Here is a 20,822-nt window from a genome sequence, read left to right on the forward strand (position 1 = left end):
AGCGTTGCGCCCCCGCCTGCGCGGGGGCAAAAGGCATCAGTGACGACTCTTCAAATTATCAATCACATCCGTCAAATTCAGCCCCTGATCCTGCAGCAGCACCAGCAGGTGATACATCAAATCCGACGCTTCATTCTTCAGCTCGAACTTATCATGCACCGTCGCGGCCAGCGCGGTCTCCACGCCTTCTTCTCCCACTTTCTGCGCAATACGCTTGGTGCCGCTGGCGTACAGCTTCGCGGTGTAAGAGCTCTCAGGGTCCGCGTGCTTGCGTTCCGCCAACAGCTGCTCCAGCTGATACAAGAACAGCCACTGGTGGCCGGTATCGCCGAAACAGCTTGAAGTGCCTTTATGGCAGGTTGGGCCAATCGGATTGACCAGCACCAGCAGGGTGTCGTTATCACAGTCCGGGGTGATGCTCACCACGTTGAGGAAATTGCCCGACGTCTCGCCCTTGGTCCACAGACGCTGTTTAGTCCGTGAATAAAAGGTCACTTTGCCGGTTTCTTCGGTTTTCGCCAGCGCGTCCTGGTTCATATAGCCCAGCATCAGCACTTCCCCGGAAACGGCGTGCTGCACGATGACCGGCATCAGACCGTCGGTTTTTTGCCAATCCAGCTGTTCAGTTAACATACCCTAATCTCCACGCCCTGTGCTGCCAGGTACGTTTTCAGTTCACCAATATTGATAATTTGCTTATGGAACACCGAGGCGGCCAGCGCACCGTCGACGTTGGCGTCGCGGAAGGCTTCCAGGAAGTGCTCCATGGTGCCTGCGCCGCCGGAAGCGATCAGCGGAACATGGCATACGGCGCGCACCTTGCTTAACTGTTCCAGATCGTAGCCGTTACGCACGCCGTCCTGGTTCATCATATTAAGGACAATCTCGCCAGCCCCGCGCTTTTGTACTTCCTGCACCCAGTCTAGCGTTTCCCACTGCGTCACCCGCGTGCGGCTCTCATCGCCAGTATACTGGTTGACGTGATACTTGCCGCTCTCGGCGTCAAACCAGGTATCGATGCCTACCACAATACACTGCACGCCGAAACGGTCGGCGAGGCGAGTAATCAGCGTTGGGTCCGCCAGGGCGGGGGAGTTGATGGAGATTTTATCCGCACCGAAGGAGAGGATCTGCGCAGCATCGTCCAGCGACTTAATACCGCCAGCGACGCAGAACGGAATGTCGATCACTTCCGCGACACGCGACACCCAGCTTTTGTCCACCACGCGGCCATCGCTGGAGGCGGTAATATCGTAGAACACCAGCTCATCGGCGCCTTCGTCGGCATAGCGTTTTGCCAGCGGGACGATATCACCGATGATTTCGTGATTACGGAACTGCACGCCTTTCACTACCTGGCCATCGCGAACGTCGAGACAGGGGATTATCCGTTTTGCCAGCATTGAATGGCCTCCGTTACGTTAAATTTACCTTCCAGTAGCGCGCGACCGACAATCACCCCGCGCACTCCGGTACCGCGCAGCGCGGCGATATCATTGAGATCGCCAATGCCGCCGGAGGACTGAAACGCTACCTGCGGATAGCGAGCGCAAACTTCCTCATACAGCGAGACGTTTGACCCGGCCAGGGTGCCGTCGCGGGAAATATCGGTGCACAGGACGTGCTGCAGGCCGACGGATTGATAGCTTTCCACCAGCTCTTCCAGCGTGACGCCGGAATTTTCCTGCCAGCCGCTAACCGCCACCTGCTTATTACCTTCGGCATCGATGCGCACGTCCAGCGCCAGCACCAGGTGCTGTGGGCCAAAACGTTTAAACCAGCCTTTCACCACTTCCGGCGACTTCACTGCCGTCGAACCCACCACCACGCGCGCCACGCCCGCTTCAAGCAGGGCTGCCACGTCTTTTTCCGTCCGCACGCCGCCGCCAACCTGCACCGGCACATTGACTCCGGCAACTAACGTTTTTAGTAAGGGGATCTGGCGCTTCGCCGGATCTTTTGCGCCGGTCAGGTCGACCAGGTGCAGCACTTCGGCCCCTTGCGCCGCATAGGATTGCAGGCGCGGCAGCGGATCGTTGCCGTAGTCGCGCTGCTGGCCGTAATCGCCCTGATGGAGACGGACAACCGTGCCGTCAATTAAATCTAAAGCAGGAATGATCATCACATCTCCAGGAAGTTTTTCAGCAGCTGCGCCCCGGCGCTGCCGGAGCGTTCGGGGTGGAACTGGACGCCAAAAAAGTTATCTTTCTGCACCGCCGCGGTGAAGGCTTCGCCGTAGTGGCACTGGGCAATGGTATTGGCGTTAACCGGCATTGCATAGCTATGGACGAAATAGAAATATGCCCCGTCCTCAATACCGCGAAACAGACGGTCGCCCGCTTTGGCGTACACCCGGTTCCAGCCCATATGCGGCAGCGGCAGGCCGTGGTCGGTCATTTTCGGCACATCCTGTTCGATAATGCCCAGCAGGTCGACGCCGTTATTCTCTTCGCTGCGTTTTCCCAGTAGCTGCATGCCGAGACAGATGCCCAGCACCGGCTGCGTACAGGCTTTGATCAGCTCGATCAAATCGCGCTCGCGCAGCTGGTCCATTGCCGCCTGAGCGGTACCGACGCCCGGGAGAAACAGCTTGTCGGCGCGCAGCACCACGTCCGGGTCGCGGCTGACCACCGGCTCATAGCCGTGGCGGCTTACCGCAGATTTCACCGAATTGAGGTTAGCGCAGCCGGTATCAAGGATCACCACGTTCATCACAGTACCCCTTTTGAAGACGGCAGCGTGTCGCCCTGGACGCGAATCGCCTGGCGCAGCGTTCGGCCAAAGGCTTTAAACAGGCTCTCTACGCGGTGGTGGTCGTTTTTGCCCTTGGTTTTCAGGTGCAAAGTCACCGCCATGGTGTAGGAGAGCGAGCGGAAGAAGTGCTCAACCATCTCGGTGCTCAGGTCGCCAACGCGCTGATAGGTAAAGTCGGCGCGATATTCCAGGTGCGGGCGGCCGGAGATATCCAGCGCGCAGCGGGCCAGACATTCATCCATCGGCAGTACAAAGCCGAAACGGCCGATGCCGCGCTTGTCGCCGAGCGCCAGCTTCAGCGCTTCGCCCAGCGCCAGACCGGTATCTTCCACGGTGTGGTGATCGTCGATATAGAGGTCGCCGCCGACGTTGATTTCCAGACGGAAGCCGCCGTGGGTGGCGATTTGGTCAAGCATATGATCGAAGAAGCCGACCCCGGTGGAGATTTTGCTGCCGCCTTCGCGGTCCAGCCACACTTTGACATCAACCTGCGTCTCTTTGGTGATACGCTCAACGTGGGCGTAGCGGTCTCGGCGGGTCAGCTGTTCGCAGATCGTCGGCCAGTCGAGCTTTTCGCGGTCATAGCGCAGGCCGATAATGCCCATGTTATCCGCCAACTGAATGTCGGTGGCGCGGTCGCCGATCACGTAGCTGTGGGCGGTATCCATCACGCCTTCTGCCAGCCACGGCAGCACCAGCTTAGTCTTCGGCTTGCGGCAATCGCAGTTCTCGGCCGGAAGATGCGGGCAAATCAGCACTTCCTCAAAGTTAACGCCCTGCGAGGTGAAAATCTGCATCATCAGGTTGTGCGGACCGTCGAACTCGTCCTGCGGCAGGCTGGCGGTCCCCAGACCGTCCTGATTGGTGATCATCACCAGCTTGTAGCCTTCCTGCTGCAGCTTCAGCAGGGCCGGGATCACCTGCGGCTCAAAGGCCAGCTTATCAAAGCGGTCTACCTGAAAATCAACCGGTGGCTCGGAAATCAGCGTACCGTCACGGTCAATAAAGAGAAACTTCTGGGTCATACATTCTCCGCAGTCAAAGCGTCAATGACGCGCTGGCTCTCTGCACGGGTACCGATAGTGATACGCAAACAGCCGCTTAATGAAGGTTGTTTATTCTGGTCACGTAAGATAATGCCCTGATCCCACAAAGATTTAAACACCGCGCTGGAAGCGGTAATCCGCGCCAGAACGTAGTTAGTCTCGGAGTCGAACACTTCTTCAACGCAGGCGATGTTGCGCAACTGGCTGACCAGATAATCGCGCTCGTCGAGGATCTGCGCCACGCGTGCCCGCATTGCGGCAATCCCTTCCGCGCTGAGCGCCTGGGCGGCGATATCGGCAACCGGGGTAGAAAGCGGGTAAGGGGCGATAACCTTCAGCAGCACGTTAATCACTTCGGCGTTGGCGAGGGTAAAGCCGCAGCGCAGCCCGGCCAGCGCGAACGCTTTGGACAGGGTTCGCAGGACCACCAGGTGCGGATACTCACTCAGCCAGGTTGCCAGCGTCGCCTGCGGGCAGAACTCAATATAGGCTTCATCCGCCACCACGATAGCTTTACCGCGCGCCATCTCCAGCAGGGTGCGAAAATCTTTCGGGTTGATAATCTGCCCGGTCGGGTTATTTGGGCTACATACGAAAATGACTTTAACGCCATCGAGATTCGCCGCGATACCCGGCAGATCCAGCTGCCAATCGGCAAGCGTTGGTACCGTGCGGCAGCTCACGCCGATGGTTTCTGCGCTGACGCTGTACATGCCGTAGGTTGGCGGGCAGTAGAGCACCGCGTCCTGACCCGGTTCGCAGAAGGCGCGTATCAGCAGTTCGATACCTTCATCAGCGCCGCGGCTGACCAGAACCTGCTCTGGCTTGACGCCAGCATACTGCGCGTAGCGTTCAATCACTGCTTTCGGCTGCGGCTCCGGGTAACGGTTCAGCGTCTGCTCGGTTAGCTGAAATTCTACCGCCGTGGGGAATTCGTTGGCGTTCAGCCAGACATCGCCTTTTCCGCCCAGACGGCGAGCAGATTGATACGGCGTCAGCGCGCGAACGTTGGCGCGGGCTAAATCTTCGATGCTCATGCTTGCTCCTTAAGGGCTGCGACGCGCAGCGTAACGGCGTTTTTGTGGGCATCCAGGCGCTCGGCGGCGGCCAGAATCTCAATGGTGGAGGAGAGGGCGGCAAAACCTTCGCGCGACAGCTCCTGCACGGTCATGCGTTTCTGGAAATCCGCAAGGCCAAGGCTGGAGCAGGTCGCAGTGTAGCCGTAGGTCGGTAGCACGTGGTTGGTACCGGAGGCGTAATCGCCTGCGGATTCCGGCGACCAGTCACCAAGGAACACGGAACCGGCGCTGGTGATGCCGTCGACCAGCTCGCGAGCGTTGCGGGTCTGAATGATCAGGTGCTCCGGACCGTACTGGTTGGAAATCTCAACGCACTGGGCGATATCGCGGGCCACGATAATCCGGCTGGCGGAGAGCGCTTCACGGGCAGTTTCCGCACGCGGTAGCGCAGCCAGCTGGCGCTCGACGGCTTGCGCAACACGGGTGCCCATATCGGCGTCCGGCGTCAGCAGAATCACCTGCGAATCCGGGCCGTGCTCCGCCTGGGAAAGCAGGTCAGAGGCGACAAAATCCGGGGTGGCGCCGCTGTCGGCGATCACCAGCACTTCCGATGGCCCGGCGGGCATATCGATCGCCGCGCCGTCGAGACGCTGGCTCACCTGGCGTTTGGCTTCGGTCACAAAGGCGTTGCCCGGGCCAAAGATTTTATCCACCTTCGCTACCGATTCAGTGCCGAAGGCCAGGGCGGCAATCGCCTGCGCGCCGCCGACGTTAAAGATATTGCGCACGCCGCACAGCTGGGCGGCATAGAGGATTTCATCGGCAATCGGCGGCGGCGAGCACAGTACCACCTGCTGGCAACCGGCGATGCGCGCAGGCGTCGCCAGCATCAGTACCGTTGAAAACAGCGGTGCCGAGCCACCGGGAATATACAAGCCGACGGAGGCGATAGGGCGGGTCACCTGCTGGCAGCGTACGCCTGGCAGAGTTTCCACATCAACGGCCTGTAGTTTCTGCGCGTTGTGAAAGGTTTCGATGTTTTTAACCGCGACGGCCATTGCCTCTTTAAGCTCATCGCTCAGGCGTGCGCTGGCAGCAGCAATCTCTTCTTCACTGACCTTCAGCGCCTTGACGTCGGTTTTATCGAACTTTGCGCTGTACTCGCGTAGGGCCGCATCGCCGTTGTCTTTCACATTATTAAGGATCTCCGACACCGTTTTGCTGATGCTTTCGGAGGCGGAAATTGCCGGGCGCATTAAGAGTTGTTGCTGTTGTTCTGCGCTACAGCCGTTCCAGTCGATGATTGTGTTGAAGCTCATGATTTGTTTCCCCTGTTTATCCCGTTACCGACCCGCCGGATTACTCCATCATTTTCTCAATCGGCAGGACCAGAATGGAGCTGGCGCCCAGCGCTTTCAGTTTTTCCATGGTTTCCCAGAACAGGGTTTCGCTACTGACCATGTGCATCGCCACGCGCTGCTTGTCGCCTGCCAGCGGCAGAATGGTCGGACGCTCGGCACCCGGCAGCAGGGCCACCACTTCTTCCAGACGCTCGGTCGGCGCGTGCATCATGATGTATTTTGATTCGCGGGCCTGAATCACGCCCTGGATACGGGTCAGCAGGCGGTCAATCAACTGCTGTTTAGCGTCGGCCATCTCGCCATCGCGCTGAATCAGGCAGGCTTTGGAGCGGAACATGACTTCTACTTCGCGCAGGCCGTTCGCTTCGAGGGTCGCGCCGGTAGAGACCAGGTCGCAAATCGCATCGGCCAGACCGGCGCGCGGGGCGACTTCAACCGAACCGTTCAGCAGGCAGGATTTAAAGCTGATGCCTTTCTGATCGAGATAACGCTTCAGCAGGTGCGGGTAGGAGGTGGCGATGCGTTTGCCGTCCAGCGCTGCCGGGCCATCCCAGTTTTCATCCGCCGGCGTTGCCAGCGACAGGCGGCAGCCGCCGAAATCGAGACGGCGCAGGGTGAAGTAGCGTGGATCTTCGCCCTGAGCGCGGCGGCTCAGCAGTTCTTCTTCCAGCACGTTTTCGCCGATAATTCCCAGGTCGACCACGCCATCCATGATAAGGCCCGGGATATCGTCATCACGCACGCGCAGAATGTCGATCGGCATATTTTCCGCCATCGCGATCAGGCGCTGGGTGTGCAAATTCACTTTGATGCCGCAGCGGCTGAGTAATTCGCGTGAATCTTCACTTAAACGCCCTGATTTCTGAATAGCTATGCGTAAACGGCTGTTGTCTAACATTCTTGTTTTCCTCTGTATACCTGTCTGAATCTGTCCGAATTCGGTCCAAAAAAAAGCCCCCGGAAGTGAATCTTCCGGGGGCTCTCTTTGCGTTCATGCACCACTGGAAGATCCAAACGTCTTCCAGCACACATCGCCTGAAAGACTAGTCAGGATGATGGTGATGATGGTGGTTTTTAAATTGAACGCTGTTCATAAAATTCTCTGTGAATGACTATGCATTTGATGCCTTTTAACCTAAACCACTTCACTCGCATAAAGCAAGGGCTTTTTTCTATCATTAATTCATTTCATATTGACCGAAGAAATTGTCAGTTGCCGCCGCCTGGCGTAGCCTTAAGTCAGCACAGCGAAAAGTCAGGAGCAAGGGGATGAAAAAGGTCGCAATTGTAGGTTTAGGATGGCTAGGTATGCCGCTTGCGCTGTCGTTGATGTCGCGTGGATGGCAGGTGACCGGCAGTAAGACCACGCAGGATGGCGTGGAAGCGGCGCGGATGTGCGGTATCGACAGCTATCCGCTTCGCCTGGAGCCGCAGCTGGTGTGTGACACCGAAGACCTGGATGCATTAATGAACGTTGATGCGCTGGTGCTCACCTTACCGGCGCGCCGCACCGGGCCGGGGGAGGATTTTTACCTGCAGGCGGTACAGGAAATCGTTGATACCGCGCTGGCGCATCACGTGCCGCGGATCATATTTACCAGCTCAACGTCCGTTTACGGTAACGCCAGCGGCACGCTGAGAGAGAACTCACCGCGCGACCCGCAAACCGCCAGCGGGCGCGTGCTGAAAGAGCTGGAGGACTGGCTGCATAACCTTCCTGGTACGTCGGTGGACATTTTGCGCCTTGCCGGGCTGGTAGGACCATCGCGCCATCCGGGGCGTTTCTTTGCCGGGAAGTCCGCGCCGGACGGCCAGCACGGCGTCAATCTGGTGCATCTCCAGGATGTGATTGCCGCCATTGAGCTGTTATTACAGGCCCCGAAAGGCGGGCGCATCTATAATATATGTGCGCCTAAGCATCCTGCGCGCGGCGTGTTTTACCCGCAGATGGCTCGCGAACTTGGGCTTCCTGTGCCGGTATTCAGTGATAATCCGGAGAATGGTACGGGCAAGATCGTTGATGGCAACCGTATTTGCAACGAACTGGGGTTTGAATATCAATACCCCGACCCGCTGGTGATGCCGATGGAGTAATCCGCCAGCGGCGAATCGCCTACCGTAAGGGGATAGCGATGAAACCACTGCTGGATGTGCTGGTGATCCTTGATGTCCTCGACAAAGAGGGCAGTTTTGCCGCCGCCTCGGCGAAGCTCTATAAAACGCCTTCGGCGCTGAGCTATACCATTCATAAGCTGGAAAACAATCTCAATATCCAACTTCTTGACCGCAGCGGCCACCGGGCGCGTTTTACCCGTACCGGACAGATGCTGCTGGAAAAAGGGCGCGATGTGCTGCATACCGTCCGCGAGCTGGAAAAGCAGGCGGTAAAGCTGCATCAGGGCTGGGAAAATACGCTGGTGCTGGCCGTCGATAACACTTTTCCTTTCTCTTTATTAGCTCCGTTGTTGATGGCGTTTTATCAGCAGCACCCCGCTATTCGCCTTGAATTCCGTCGTGACAACACCTCTGCAGGCTGGCAGCCACTCACGGAAGGGCGGGCGGATCTCTTGCTCGGGGCGTTGAGCGACCCTCCGGCATTGAGCGGCTACGGCTTTGCCTCTCTGGGCGCGCTGGCTCAGGCGTTTGTTGTTTCCCCAAAGCACCCGCTTGCTCAGTCTACCAAAACCTTGGGCTGGCAAGCGCTGCGGCGCCATCGTGCAATTATTACCCACCCCCTATGGTCGCAAGGTGAAAGTCAGGATAGCCTGACGGTATTTGATCTCCCCAGCCAGCTGATGTTGCTTTGCGCCGGGCTGGGATGGGGCTATTTGCCGTTATTTCAGGTTCAGCCTTTATTAGCGAACGGCGACTTACAAATAATCAAGACGACGGTGCCTGAACCGCTAAATTGCGCGTGGATTGGCTGGAATGAAGATATCTGCGGGCTTACGGGCGAGTGGTGGCGAAATGAGATATTAGCAAATAGTGCTATTCGTCAGGTCTATAATACTAAAATTGTATGAATATTAATCTGTTAGAGAATTGCTGTGATTATTAGGCCTTGCAACATCTTGTCATCGTGCCAGTAGTTGTTGCAAAATACGCGTCCTGAAAATCAGAAACTGGCCGACGCTTTTTTAAAGTGTCGGTTATTTTTTTGGTTGAAAGACACATCATTCAATACCAAGAGGCCGGGCTTCGTACCGGATAGATATTTACTAAAAACCGACAGTGGTTGTCGCTGAGGAATACAAAGAAATGGGGCAATTTTTTGCTTACGCGCTGGCATTCACCGTAAAAGGGGATAACTATGTCGCATAACGCTACTCCAAAAACCTCTCGCGTGGAATTACGTAAAACGCTTACGTTGATTCCGGTTGTCATGATGGGCCTGGCCTATATGCAGCCAATGACGCTGTTTGATACGTTTGGTATCGTCTCTGGATTGACTGATGGTCACGTCGCGACGGCTTACGCTTTCGCCCTGATCGCCATTCTCTTCACGGCACTGAGCTACGGTAAACTGGTTCGCCGTTTCCCGTCGGCGGGTTCCGCTTATACCTACGCGCAGAAATCCATTAGCCCGGCTGTCGGCTTTATGGTTGGCTGGTCATCGCTGCTGGACTACCTGTTCATGCCGATGATTAACATTCTGTTGGCGAAAATTTACTTTGAAGCGCTGGTGCCTTCCATTCCGTCGTGGATCTTCGTTGTCGCGCTGGTGGCCTTTATGACCATCTCTAACCTGCGCAGCATCAAAACCGTGGCGAACTTCAACACCCTGATCGTTATCCTGCAGATGGGTATCGTGGCGGTGATTGTTGGCCTGATTATCTACGGTGTTGCGCACGGTGAAGGCGCGGGCACGTTGACCAGCACCCGTCCGTTCTGGTCTGAGGGTGCGCACGTGGTGCCGATGATTACCGGCGCGACTATTCTGTGCTTCTCGTTCCTCGGCTTTGACGGTATCTCTTCTCTGTCTGAAGAGACCAAAGACGCAGAGCGCGTGATTCCGAAGGCTATCTTCCTGACCGCGCTGATTGGCGGCCTGATCTTTATCGGCGCTTCCTACTTCCTGCAGCTGTACTTCCCGGATATCTCGCGCTTTAAAGATCCGGACGCGTCGCAGCCTGAAATTATGCTGTACGTTGCGGGCAAAACCTTCCAGTGGGGCGTGCTGATTTTCTCCAGCGTCACCGTTCTGGCATCCGGTATGGCCGCGCATGCTGGCGTTTCCCGTTTGATGTACGTAATGGGCCGCGACGGCGTGTTCCCGACGCGTTTCTTCGGCTACGTGCATCCGAAATGGCGTACTCCGGCATGGAACGTGCTGCTGGTTGGCGCGATTGCTCTGCTGGCGATTAAATTTGACCTCGTGACGGCGACGGCGCTGATTAACTTTGGCGCGCTGGTGGCGTTCACCTTCGTTAACCTGTCGGTGATCTCTCAGTTCTGGATCCGTGAAAAACGTAATAAGACGCTGAAAGACCACTTCAACTACCTGGTTCTGCCGGTGTGCGGCGCGCTGACCGTTGGCGCACTGTGGATCAACCTGGAAGAGAGCTCCATGGTTCTCGGCCTGATCTGGGGCGGTATTGGTCTGGTTTACCTGGCCTGCGTGACCAAAAGCTTCCGCAACCCGGTACCGCAGTACGAAGACGTTGCTTAATCACGCGTTGTGATAAGAAAAGCCGAGGGAAAACCTTCGGCTTTTTTGTGTCCGGCATTCGCTGATTCCCCGGTGGCGGCTGTCGCCTTACCGGGGCTACGGGTTTCTACGATCTGGTAGCCCGGACAGATGCGCAGCATCGCCTCCGGGAGATACGGCAGAAATGGGGACGGTCTACTTCTCTTGCTGCATCACCTTAAGCAGCGTATCCAGCAATCCAGGAAAGCGCGCGTCTAAATCTTCCCGGCGCAGCGAAATCAAATTCTCCCGCCCCTGAGGCCGTTGCCAAATCACGCCGCTATCGCGCAGGACGCGCCAGTGATGGGTCATGGTCGACTTGGCCACATCTTCATGGCGTAGGGCGTTACAGCTTTGCTCGCTGCCGTCGGCAAGAATGCGAATTATCTCAAGCCGTAGCGGGTTACCGAGGGCGAAAAGGACATTTTCGAGGCGAATTTGTTCACGTTCGGGGTGATTGGCGATCATACTATTCCTGTGTCGGCGGTTGCGCTGCCTTACGAGCAGCGGCCCGTATCGGCGGCTGGCCGATAATATACCCAAACTGCTTTTTTAAAGCCACGCGCGTCGTCGCAGCTTCACCGATAGTAACGATAGCAAAAATAGTTCGAATATACTCGTACAGTTGTACTATGATAGATGGCGTTAAATGAATCGCGGCCAATTCCGGCCGCTTACTGACAGTCAAAATGACTAAGGACGCATCATGCCCCGACCCATCCCCCTCGAACGTTATCGCAACATCGGTATCTCCGCGCATATCGATGCCGGCAAAACCACCACCACCGAGCGCATCCTGTTTTATACCGGGATGAGCCACAAGCTGGGGGAAGTACACGATGGCGCGGCAACCACCGACTGGATGGCGCAGGAGCAGGAGCGCGGGATAACCATTACTTCTGCGGCGGTGAGCTGCTTCTGGCCCGGCATGGACCGTAGCTTTGAGCCGCATCGAATTAACATTATCGACACCCCCGGGCACGTGGATTTCACCATCGAAGTGGAACGATCCATGCGAGTACTGGACGGCGCGGTGATGGTTTACGACTCCGTCGGCGGCGTACAGCCGCAATCGGAAACCGTCTGGCGGCAGGCAAATAAATACCATGTCCCGCGGCTGGCCTTCGTTAACAAGATGGACCGCCCCGGCGCGGATTTCTTCCGCGTGGTGCAGATGATGACCGACCGCCTGAAGGCGAACCCGGTGCCTGTGGTTATTCCTGTTGGCGCGGAAGAGCACTTCACCGGTGTGGTGGATCTTATCAAGATGCGCGCCATTTTGTGGGATGACTCCACTCAGGGTATGACCTTCAGCTATGTGCCGGTGCCGGACGATCTTGTGGATACCGCCCGCTTGTGGCGAGAAAAAATGGTCTCTGCGGCGGCGGAAGCCAGCGACGAACTGATGGATAAATATCTGGAAACCGGTGATTTGAGCGAGGCGGAAATCGTCGCCGGGCTGCGTCAGCGCACCGTGAAAGGCGAAATTCAGGCGGTACTGTGCGGTAGCGCGTTTAAAAACAAAGGCGTACAGCGGATGCTTGATGCGGTGGTTGAGCTGATGCCATCGCCGCTGGATATTCCGGCGATTCAGGGCGTTGATGAGAAAGAGCAGCCCGCCGAACGTCACCCGAGCGACGACGAGCCGTTCTCGGCGCTGGCCTTCAAGCTGATGACCGACCCCTACGTCGGACAGCTGACCTTTATCCGCGTCTATTCCGGAACCTTGAAAAAAGGCGATGCGGTGTGGAACCCGGTCAAAGGCAAGAAAGAGCGCATCGGGCGTATCGTACTGATGCAGGCCAACGATCGCCACGAGGTGGACGAGCTGCACGCCGGGGATATTGCCGCCTGCGTCGGTCTGAAGGATGTCACTACCGGCGACACGTTGTGCGACCCGGATGCGGTGATTACCCTTGAGCGGATGGAGTTTCCGGAACCGGTGATTTCGCTGGCGATTGAACCGAAAACCAAAGCCGATCAGGAGAAAATGGGGATCGCCCTGCAGCGGCTGGCGGCGGAGGATCCGTCGTTTCGTCTGCATACTGACGAAGAGTCCGGCCAGACGATTATTTCCGGCATGGGCGAGCTGCATCTGGAGATCATCGTCGATCGCATGAAACGTGAGTTTGGCGTTGAGGCGAATATCGGCCGTCCACAGGTAACTTATCGCGAGACGATCCGCAAAACGGTGAAAGAGGTGGAAGGCAAGTTCGTCCGCCAGTCCGGTGGGAAAGGGCAGTACGGTCATGTGGTATTAACCCTTGAGCCGCTGGAACCGGGGAGCGGTTTCGTGTTTGAAGACGCCACCAAAGGCGGCGTGGTGCCGCGCGAGTACATCCCTTCAGTGGAAAAAGGGCTGCGCGAAGCGATGGGTACCGGCGTGCTGGCGGGCTATCCGGTGGTGGATATCAAAGCGACTCTGACGTTTGGTTCTTATCACGACGTTGACTCCTCGGAGATGGCTTTCCGCATGGCGGCGATATTCGGCTTCAAGGAAGGGGCGCGCAGAGCGGATCCGGTGATCCTTGAGCCGGTAATGCATGTTGAAGTGGAAACGCCGGAAGAGTACGCCGGTAACATTATGGGCGATCTCTCTTCTCGTCGCGGAATGGTGCAGGGGATGGAGGAGCGCTTCGGCAGCCAGATTATCCGCACCGACGTGCCGCTGGCCGAAATGTTTGGCTATGCCACCACGCTACGTTCGATGTCTCAGGGCCGGGCGACCTACAGTATGGAATTTCACCACTACGCTGAAGCCCCGCGCAACGTGGCTGAGGCGATTATCGCCAGCCGCGCCAAAGGCTAAGCAACCTTCCCGGAGGCGATGCTGCGCATCTGTCCGGGCTACCATCTATCAGACGAGTAGCCCGGACAGGCGCGTCAAGCGCCGCCTCCGGGAATTTCTCCCAATCAAACAATCTCCTGCGCGTACTGCCACAGCGCCTTCAACTGCGCCAGCTTCTCTTTATCATCCGCATACTGCTGATACAGCATCTGCAGCTCATCGGCGTAGGCCTGCAAAAACTCCGGTGTAAATACCTGACGACGATGCTCCAGCCAGCGCTGCTGCTCGGCTTCATCGAGAGTGCCGGGAAAATTGCGCGCACGATAGTTAAACAGCAGGCGCTCAATGCGCTTATCGGCAAAGGTAATATCCAGCGCTGGCAGATTACGCGGCTCGGTTTCGAGCACGATTTTCATCGCTGCGCGATCGGCATCGCTAAAAAAGCCGTTATAGAGCTGCGCATCGACGTTTTCAGACGGCACAAAAGGCTCTGCTTCGGCAAAAATCGCCACCACTTTTTCGCGTACCTGTGGATTGGCCCGCAGCCGCTGGGCGTTATCCAGACAGCGCTGAATATTGATGCCCAACCGGTCGGCATCCTGCGGGCGTAAAGTGTTTTGCTGCGCCAGCACCGGGCACTTATTGAGATGCACCAGCTTAATCGGTACTGCGGCCAGGTCGCCCAGCTCGCTTTTCGGCGTATACAGCCGCTCGCGCAGGGTATCGGCATCCAGATCCAGCAGGGGAGCGATATCTCCGGCCAGGTCGACCATAATCACCGCGTTGCGGTTATCCGGGTGCCACGCCAGCGGGGCCACCAGGCTGGTATTGCCGCGCGCCGCGCCGAACATGCCGGAAACATGCACCAGCGGTTTGATCTGCGGCACGTCAATCAGCGTCGCCAGCTTGCGCTTATTGCGGTGGGCATAAAGATAGTCGAACAAGCGCGGCTGCTGGGTTTTGACCAGTTTCGCCATCGCAATAGTGGCGTAAACGTCGGCCATCGCATCGTGAGCATTGCTGTGCTCGATTCCGTTGGCGACGGTCAGATGCTCCAGGCGGAAGCTTGGCAGACCATCTTCATTTTCCGGCCAGTTGATCCCCTCCGGGCGCAGCGCATAGCAGGCGCGCATCACGTCCAGCAGATCCCAACGAGAATTGTCGTGCTGCCAGCTCCAGGCGTAAGGATCGTAAAAATTGCGATAGAAGATGTTACGTGTCACTTCGTCATCGAAGCGCACGTTGTTATAACCGACGATACAGGTTTTCGGCACCGTGAACAGATCGTGAATGCGGCGGGCAAAGGCGGCTTCGTTGTCACCCTTAGCGATAGCTTCCTGCGGCGTTATTCCGGTTATCATCACCGCCTGCGGCTGAGGCAGATAGTCATCGGCAAGCTTGCAGTAAAATACTTCAGGTTCACCGACAACGTTCAGATCTTCATCGGTGCGAATGGCGGCAAACTGAGACGGTCGGTCGAGCGAAGGACTGGTACCGAAGGTCTCGTAATCGTGAAACAAAAATCCGGGCTGGTTGGCGCTATCTTGCATAATCTGTTCATTATCCCTGGTGGCGAGCAGCCATCATGGTAAACGATTTGCCTGGGCATCAGAAGGGAATCGGCCCCACTTGTCGCCGTCGGTGTCATATTTTCTTGCAATTAAACCCTGATATGAAACGAGAAGTTCCGTAAAAAGGACGGCGAATCTGTCAATTTAGAGGATATGCCGTTGAAAGGCCGTTTGTTTATTGCTGTAACTTTGCTCGCTGCGAGCGTTTCCTGCGCATTTGCCGCCAATGATTTTCCCGTCAACGTGACGCCGCCTTCCATTCAGGCCGGTTCCTGGGTCCTGATGGATTATACCACCGGCCAGATCCTGACCGCCGGTAACGAACATCAACAGCGTAATCCCGCCAGCCTGACCAAACTGATGACCGGCTACGTGGTTGACCGCGCGATCGACAGCCACCGCATCACCTTCGACGATATCGTCACGGTGGGCAAAGACGCCTGGGCACAGGGTAACCCGGTATTTAATGGATCTTCGCTGATGTTCCTGAAGCCCGGCGACCGGGTCAGCGTGCGTGATTTAAGCCGCGGGCTGATCGTTGATTCTGGCAACGATGCCTGCGTAGCGCTGGCGGACTACGTTGCGGGCGGTCAGCCGCAGTTTGTTGCGCTGATGAACAGCTACGTGGAAAAACTGCATTTAAAGGATACCCATTTCGAAACCGTTCACGGCCTGGACGCGCCGGGGCAACACAGTTCGGCCTACGACCTGGCCGTGCTCTCACGGGCGATTATTCACGGCGAGCCGGACGTATATCATATGTATAGCCAGAAAAGCCTGACCTGGAACGGCATCACCCAGCAGAACCGCAACGGCCTGCTGTGGGATAAAACCATGAACGTTGATGGCCTGAAAACCGGCCATACTTCCGGGGCTGGATTTAATCTGATCGCCTCGGCGGTAGACGGCCAGCGTCGGCTGATTGCGGTGGTGATGGGGGCCGAAAGCCCGAAAGGACGTGAACAGCAGGCGGCGAAGCTGTTGCACTGGGGCCAGCAAAACTTCGATACCGTCCAGGTTTTGCAGGATGGCAAGCAGGTCGGGATTGAGCGCATCTGGTATGGCGATAAGGAGCAGATTAAGCTGGGCACCGATCAGGATTTCTGGTTAGCGCTACCGAAGTCGGAGGTTTCGCGCATCAAAGCAAAATATGTGCTGAATAACAAAGTGCTGGAAGCACCTATTGCCGCCCATCAGCGGGTCGGTGAAATCTCGCTTTATGATGGTGATAAAGTGGTGGCCCACTGGCCGCTGGTGACGCTGGAAAGCGTCGGCAAGGGCGGTGTTTTCTCACGTTTTAGCGATTATTTGCATCAGAAACTGTAACTCTCCTGCCGCTCCGTTCTGGAGCGGCATCTCGTAGCTGTTTGATTATTATGCCACTTCGGTTGGTGCTTCGTTTAGTTTCAATCCATTACCTTACCCGGTCACCGTTCAGGAAATAGCCTGTCGCTTTTGCGCCCAAAAATGGAGCTGGGAAGATGAAATATTTCGCGCGTAGTGCGCTTTCTCTGGGATTGTTCGCCGTTTTTAGCACCTCTTGCTTTGCCTCTGGCCTGGTTCTGGCCGATAACGAATTTCGCAATGATTTAGCCTGGTTATCCGACCGCGGAACCCTCTCTTTAAGCTTGTCGACCTGGCCTTTGAGCGAGGAGGAGATTAACCGGGCGCTGGCTAACGCTCATCCGACAACATCCGCAGAGCGGGTGGTACTGAGTCGGGTGAATGAACGATTAAGATCGCTCAAAGCCGACGTGCGCCTCACCGGCTATAGCTCCACTGATAAGCCGGGAACCCCACAGGGTTTTGCCCAATCTTATCCTGCCGATCAGGCCCTTTCTCTCGCACTGAATAACAGCGGTGAATGGTGGGATCTGCACTTACAGGGCAACGTTGAAGGGGACAAGCGTATCAGCAACGGTTCTAACGTTAACGCCAACGGCGCATACGGTGCGGTAAAACTGTGGAACCAGTGGCTGGCGTTCGGGCAGATCCCGCAGTGGTGGGGGCCGGGCTATGAGGGCAGCCTGATTCGTTCCGATGCCGCGCGACCGATGACCGGTTTTCTGCTACAGCGTGCCGAGCAGAGCGCACCGGAGACGTCATGGCTAAGCTGGATTGGTCCGTGGCAGTATCAACTTTCCGCCAGCCAGATGAACCAGTATGCCGCCGTACCGCATACCAAAATATTCGGCGGTCGCCTGACGTTTTCACCGTTGACCTCTCTGGAGCTGGGTGCTTCGCGCATTATGCAGTGGGGAGGAGAAGGGCGACCTTCCTCGTTCAGCAGCTTCTGGGACGGTATCACCGGCAATGACAACACCGGCGAATCGGCCGAGGATCCCGGCAACCAGCTGGCAGGTTTCGATTTTAAACTGAAGCTTCAGCCAACTTTGGGCTGGCCGGTGAGTATTTACGGTCAGATGATCGGCGAAGATGAAGCCGGGTATTTGCCCTCGGCGCATCTCTATCTTGGCGGCGTGGAAGGGCATCATCAGTGGAACAGCAATGCGGTCAACTGGTACCTGGAAGCCCACGATACCCGCTCGAATATGGGGCGTACCAACTACATCTATAACCACTTTATTTACAAAGATGGCTACTACCAGCAGGGTTATCCGCTGGGCGATGCGATGGGCGGCGATGGGCGTCTGTATGCCGGTAAGGTGGAGCTGGTGACCGAGGAGAACCAGCGCTGGAGCGCGCGTCTGGTGTACGCCGAGGTGAACCCGAAAAACCAGCGGATTAATAAAGCCTTCCCGCGCGCCGACACGCTCAAAGGCGTACAGCTGGGCTGGAGCGGTGACGTGATGCCGACGGTTCGTCTGAATACCTCCCTTTGGTACACCGATGCTAATCACAGCGCCAGCGATGATCTTGGCGCCAGTATCGGTGTTGAGCTGCCGTTCAATTTATAATCGATTTATGGCTGGCTTTTAGGCTTTTTCACGCGCGATTTTGTGAATAACCGCACATACTATGGGTGATAGTACTGTTAGATTATATGTATATCTATACAGTATTTTATCAACGATGGAGGTAGCATGGACTATAACGTTAAATCCGTGGGCAAAAGAAAGATCGCTGGGTTTCATCTGGTCGGTCCCTGGGAACAAACGGTAAAGCAGGGCTTTGAACAGCTGATGATGTGGGTTGATAACAGCCAGGTTCCGGCGCAGGAGTGGGTTGCTGTCTATTACGATAACCCTGATGAAGTCCCGGCGGAAAAACTGCGCTGCGATACTGCCGTCACGGTGGCGGAAGGCTATGAGCTCCCCGCTAACAGCGAAGGTGTGATGATGACTGAAATCGCCGCCGGAGATTATGCTGTCGCCCGCGCCAGAGTCGAAAATTTTGATTTCAAGACGCCGTGGTGTCAGTTCTTCGATAGCCTGATGCAAAGCAAAGAGTATCAGATGACGATGGACCCCTGTTTTGAAGTCTATCTTAACGACGGTGATAAGGATGGCTACTGGGATATCGAGATGTACATTGCAGTCGAGCCTTCGGTGAATTAAGGCTTTGTCCCCTCAGTGGACAAGGTTTCTTACATTCGCGTGATGCTTGCGGCGAAAAAGCAGTTACAATTGGCGTTTTCGTTGTGTCGGAGTCGGTTGTGCGCGCGGATAAATCACTTAAGCCATTCGAAATTCGGCTGTATCGCCATTATCGCATCGTTCATGGCGTGCGAATCGCATTGGCCTTCGTGCTCACCTTTATGCTGGTGCGCTTGTTGAATGTACCGGAAGGGACCTGGCCTCTTATCACCCTGGTGGTGGTGATGGGGCCAATCTCCTTCTGGGGGAACGTAGTGCCGCGTGCGTTTCAGCGCATTGGCGGCACCATTCTCGGTTCGGCCCTCGGGCTGGTGGCATTAAAGCTGGAGCTTATCTCTCTGCCGATCATGCTGCTGTGGTGCGCGGCAGCGATGTTCCTTTGCGGTTGGCTGGCGCTGGGTAAAAAGCCTTACCAGGCGCTGCTTATCGGTATTACGCTGGCGGTGGTGGTTGGTGCGCCTCCGGGGGATATGAATACCGCGCTCTGGCGAAGCGGCGACGTTATCTTTGGCTCTCTGCTGGCAATGCTGTTTACGGGTATCTGGCCGCAACGGGCGTTTCTGCACTGGCGCATCCAGATGGCAAGCTACGTCACTGCTTTCAACCGGCTTTATCAGGCCGGATTTTCGCCGAATCTCGTTGAACGCCCGCGTCTGGAGAAGCATCTGCAAAGGGTGCTCAACGACGTCGTCAAAATGCGTGGATTAATCACCCCGGCCAGCAAAGAAACGCATATCCAGAAATCCATCTTCGAGGCGATTCAGACCGTCAGCCGCAATCTGGTGTGTATGCTGGAGCTGCAAATCAATGCTTACTGGGCCTCAAGGCCTGGTCACTTCGTGATGCTTAATGCCCATACGCTACGCGAAACCCAGCAAATGACTCAACAAACTCTGCTGACCATTGCCCATGCCCTGTATGAGGGGAACCCACAGCCGATTCTTGCTAATAATGAAAAGCTGAACGAAATTGTTGCCGAACTGCGCCAGCTCATCAAAGAGCAGCAGGATGAGAATTTCTCCGAAACGCCGATCCATGGTTATGTCTGGCTAACTATTGAGCTGGCGCGTCAGCTTGAACTGCTGTCGCATTTAATCTGCCGGGCATTGCGTAAATAAAGACCAGACACGCGGGGTTTTCCTATCGCTTGTTTCGATTCAGCAGCGTTTAGGGTTATGATAGAGGCAAAGGAAAAACATTGTCATCAGCGGCTGCTAACAGTTATGTTAGCCCTATGTAGCAGTCGCTTTAGCGAATCCGAATCTCAAATATTAGGGGTATTAAAAATGGAAACAACTAAGCCTTCTTTCCAGGACGTACTGGAGTTTGTTCGTCTGTACCGTCGTAAGAACAAACTGCAGCGTGAAATTCAGGACGTTGAGAAAAAGATCCGTGATAACCAGAAGCGCGTACTGCTGCTGGACAACCTCAGCGATTACATCAAGCCGGGCATGAGCGTTGAAGCTATCCAGGGCATCATCGCCAGCATGAAGAGCGATTACGAAGACCGCGTTGATGATTACATCATCAAGAATGCCGAGATCTCCAAAGAGCGTCGCGACATCTCTAAAAAGCTGAAAGCGATGGGCGAAGCGAAAGTAGAAGATAAATCTGCCGAGTAATCCACGTTTTAGCGCTCCGGTGGCTCCCGCTGCCGGAGTTTCTCCCCGGTTCCTGCACCATCTCGCAAATCTTGAGTAAAACAGTCCGTCTGACGCTGAATCTTTCCCCTGGAATTTGGTATACTTCCGCCGTAAACATATTGATATCGGAAGGGTTTATCTCATGCTGTCCCTGCAACAGGTGCCGCCGCGATGATACTGATTACCGGTGGTGCGCTTAGCGACCAACGGCGTAATGCCGAATCTCTACTCAACTCTTTCGTTTCGGCTATTTACATCGCTACCTCCCGGATTTCCGACAACCAAATTGCCGTACGTATTCAACACCACCGCGATACCCGGCTTGCCCACTGGCGTCTTGAAGAACGCTGCCAGTCTTTTTCCGCGCCACAGCAGCGTGGATACATCGGGTAACGG

Annotated in this window: 22 protein-coding genes and 1 other annotated feature; of the genes, 11 read left to right on the forward strand and 11 right to left on the reverse strand. The window is 56.1% G+C overall.

The window, feature by feature from the left end; translation table 11 throughout:
• Positions 1-36 precede the first annotated feature (36 nt).
• From hisIE to hisL, 9 genes are all read right to left on the reverse strand, one after another.
• On the reverse strand, positions 37-633 hold the full coding sequence (hisIE, locus tag FN082_RS22780; RefSeq protein ID WP_139536469.1) for a bifunctional phosphoribosyl-AMP cyclohydrolase/phosphoribosyl-ATP diphosphatase HisIE: 597 nt from the start codon (positions 631-633) through the stop codon (positions 37-39).
• Complete coding sequence (gene hisF / locus FN082_RS22785; protein ID WP_131048088.1) at positions 627-1,403, reverse strand: imidazole glycerol phosphate synthase subunit HisF; 777 nt, start codon at positions 1,401-1,403, stop codon at positions 627-629. Before hisF ends, hisIE begins: the two co-directional genes overlap by 7 nt.
• Positions 1,385-2,122, reverse strand: coding sequence for a 1-(5-phosphoribosyl)-5-[(5-phosphoribosylamino)methylideneamino]imidazole-4-carboxamide isomerase (gene hisA / locus FN082_RS22790; protein WP_139536468.1), 738 nt, complete (start codon positions 2,120-2,122; stop codon positions 1,385-1,387). Before hisA ends, hisF begins: the two co-directional genes overlap by 19 nt.
• Positions 2,122-2,712 carry an imidazole glycerol phosphate synthase subunit HisH gene (hisH, locus tag FN082_RS22795; RefSeq protein ID WP_142982426.1) on the reverse strand — a complete coding sequence of 197 codons (591 nt, stop codon included), beginning with the start codon at positions 2,710-2,712 and terminating at the stop codon, positions 2,122-2,124. The genes hisA and hisH overlap by 1 nt, the downstream gene beginning before the upstream one ends.
• Positions 2,712-3,779 (reverse strand): bifunctional histidinol-phosphatase/imidazoleglycerol-phosphate dehydratase HisB, encoded by a 1,068-nt coding sequence (hisB, locus tag FN082_RS22800; RefSeq protein WP_139536466.1) that lies wholly within the window; start codon positions 3,777-3,779, stop codon positions 2,712-2,714. Before hisB ends, hisH begins: the two co-directional genes overlap by 1 nt.
• The gene (gene hisC, locus FN082_RS22805; RefSeq protein ID WP_139536465.1) at positions 3,776-4,837 is read right to left on the reverse strand and encodes a histidinol-phosphate transaminase; all 1,062 of its coding nucleotides are present in this window, start codon (positions 4,835-4,837) and stop codon (positions 3,776-3,778) included. The genes hisB and hisC overlap by 4 nt, the downstream gene beginning before the upstream one ends.
• The gene (gene hisD / locus FN082_RS22810; RefSeq protein WP_142462762.1) at positions 4,834-6,138 is read right to left on the reverse strand and encodes a histidinol dehydrogenase; all 1,305 of its coding nucleotides are present in this window, start codon (positions 6,136-6,138) and stop codon (positions 4,834-4,836) included. The genes hisC and hisD overlap by 4 nt, the downstream gene beginning before the upstream one ends.
• Positions 6,139-6,178: 40 nt before the next feature.
• On the reverse strand, positions 6,179-7,078 hold the full coding sequence (gene hisG, locus FN082_RS22815) for an ATP phosphoribosyltransferase (protein ID WP_142462761.1): 900 nt from the start codon (positions 7,076-7,078) through the stop codon (positions 6,179-6,181).
• Between the two features lie 47 nt (positions 7,079-7,125).
• Positions 7,126-7,248 (reverse strand) — a sequence feature (His leader region).
• The gene (gene hisL / locus FN082_RS22820; RefSeq protein WP_009654477.1) at positions 7,224-7,274 is read right to left on the reverse strand and encodes a his operon leader peptide; all 51 of its coding nucleotides are present in this window, start codon (positions 7,272-7,274) and stop codon (positions 7,224-7,226) included. It overlaps the preceding feature by 25 nt.
• Positions 7,275-7,449: 175 nt before the next feature.
• On the opposite strand from hisL, the gene FN082_RS22825 reads away from it, so the two are divergent.
• The 4 genes from FN082_RS22825 (at position 7,450) to FN082_RS22840 (ending at position 10,849) form a co-directional block, all read left to right on the forward strand.
• On the forward strand, positions 7,450-8,274 hold the full coding sequence (locus FN082_RS22825; protein WP_142466454.1) for an SDR family oxidoreductase: 825 nt from the start codon (positions 7,450-7,452) through the stop codon (positions 8,272-8,274).
• A gap of 38 nt (positions 8,275-8,312) precedes the next feature.
• On the forward strand, positions 8,313-9,203 hold the full coding sequence (locus tag FN082_RS22830; protein WP_142982427.1) for a LysR family transcriptional regulator: 891 nt from the start codon (positions 8,313-8,315) through the stop codon (positions 9,201-9,203).
• 235 nt (positions 9,204-9,438) lie between these two features.
• The gene (yoeI, locus tag FN082_RS30495; RefSeq protein ID WP_096335043.1) at positions 9,439-9,501 is read left to right on the forward strand and encodes a membrane protein YoeI; all 63 of its coding nucleotides are present in this window, start codon (positions 9,439-9,441) and stop codon (positions 9,499-9,501) included.
• The gene (locus FN082_RS22840; protein ID WP_180349487.1) at positions 9,491-10,849 is read left to right on the forward strand and encodes an APC family permease; all 1,359 of its coding nucleotides are present in this window, start codon (positions 9,491-9,493) and stop codon (positions 10,847-10,849) included. The genes yoeI and FN082_RS22840 overlap by 11 nt, the downstream gene beginning before the upstream one ends.
• Before the next feature lie 174 nt (positions 10,850-11,023).
• Here the strand turns inward: FN082_RS22840 and FN082_RS22845 are convergent, their stop codons facing one another.
• Positions 11,024-11,335, reverse strand: a complete 312-nt coding sequence (locus tag FN082_RS22845) for an ArsR/SmtB family transcription factor (RefSeq protein ID WP_004103633.1) — start codon at positions 11,333-11,335, stop codon at positions 11,024-11,026.
• 238 nt (positions 11,336-11,573) lie between these two features.
• On the opposite strand from FN082_RS22845, the gene fusA reads away from it, so the two are divergent.
• Positions 11,574-13,676 carry an elongation factor G gene (gene fusA, locus FN082_RS22850; protein ID WP_142982428.1) on the forward strand — a complete coding sequence of 701 codons (2,103 nt, stop codon included), beginning with the start codon at positions 11,574-11,576 and terminating at the stop codon, positions 13,674-13,676.
• A 104-nt stretch (positions 13,677-13,780) separates the two neighbouring features.
• Here fusA and sbcB read toward each other — a convergent pair whose 3' ends face one another.
• Positions 13,781-15,205 (reverse strand): exodeoxyribonuclease I, encoded by a 1,425-nt coding sequence (gene sbcB, locus FN082_RS22855; RefSeq protein ID WP_142982429.1) that lies wholly within the window; start codon positions 15,203-15,205, stop codon positions 13,781-13,783.
• A 180-nt stretch (positions 15,206-15,385) separates the two neighbouring features.
• Between sbcB and dacD the strand changes: the two genes are divergently transcribed.
• The 6 genes from dacD (at position 15,386) to FN082_RS22885 (ending at position 20,819) form a co-directional block, all read left to right on the forward strand.
• Positions 15,386-16,552 carry a serine-type D-Ala-D-Ala carboxypeptidase DacD gene (dacD, locus tag FN082_RS22860; protein WP_180349486.1) on the forward strand — a complete coding sequence of 389 codons (1,167 nt, stop codon included), beginning with the start codon at positions 15,386-15,388 and terminating at the stop codon, positions 16,550-16,552.
• 155 nt (positions 16,553-16,707) lie between these two features.
• On the forward strand, positions 16,708-18,144 hold the full coding sequence (locus FN082_RS22865) for a capsule assembly Wzi family protein (protein WP_142982430.1): 1,437 nt from the start codon (positions 16,708-16,710) through the stop codon (positions 18,142-18,144).
• Between the two features lie 126 nt (positions 18,145-18,270).
• On the forward strand, positions 18,271-18,744 hold the full coding sequence (sbmC, locus tag FN082_RS22870; RefSeq protein WP_139536455.1) for a DNA gyrase inhibitor SbmC: 474 nt from the start codon (positions 18,271-18,273) through the stop codon (positions 18,742-18,744).
• Between the two features lie 98 nt (positions 18,745-18,842).
• Positions 18,843-19,901, forward strand: a complete 1,059-nt coding sequence (locus FN082_RS22875) for an FUSC family protein (protein WP_139536454.1) — start codon at positions 18,843-18,845, stop codon at positions 19,899-19,901.
• A 168-nt stretch (positions 19,902-20,069) separates the two neighbouring features.
• Positions 20,070-20,405, forward strand: a complete 336-nt coding sequence (locus tag FN082_RS22880; RefSeq protein ID WP_004103624.1) for a DUF496 family protein — start codon at positions 20,070-20,072, stop codon at positions 20,403-20,405.
• A gap of 192 nt (positions 20,406-20,597) precedes the next feature.
• Positions 20,598-20,819: a bifunctional adenosylcobinamide kinase/adenosylcobinamide-phosphate guanylyltransferase gene (locus FN082_RS22885; RefSeq protein ID WP_139536453.1), complete on the forward strand. Its 222-nt coding sequence runs from the start codon at positions 20,598-20,600 to the stop codon at positions 20,817-20,819.
• Positions 20,820-20,822: the final 3 nt, after the last annotated feature.

This window comes from Klebsiella spallanzanii, from assembly GCF_902158555.1.
Classification (GTDB): domain Bacteria; phylum Pseudomonadota; class Gammaproteobacteria; order Enterobacterales; family Enterobacteriaceae; genus Klebsiella; species Klebsiella spallanzanii.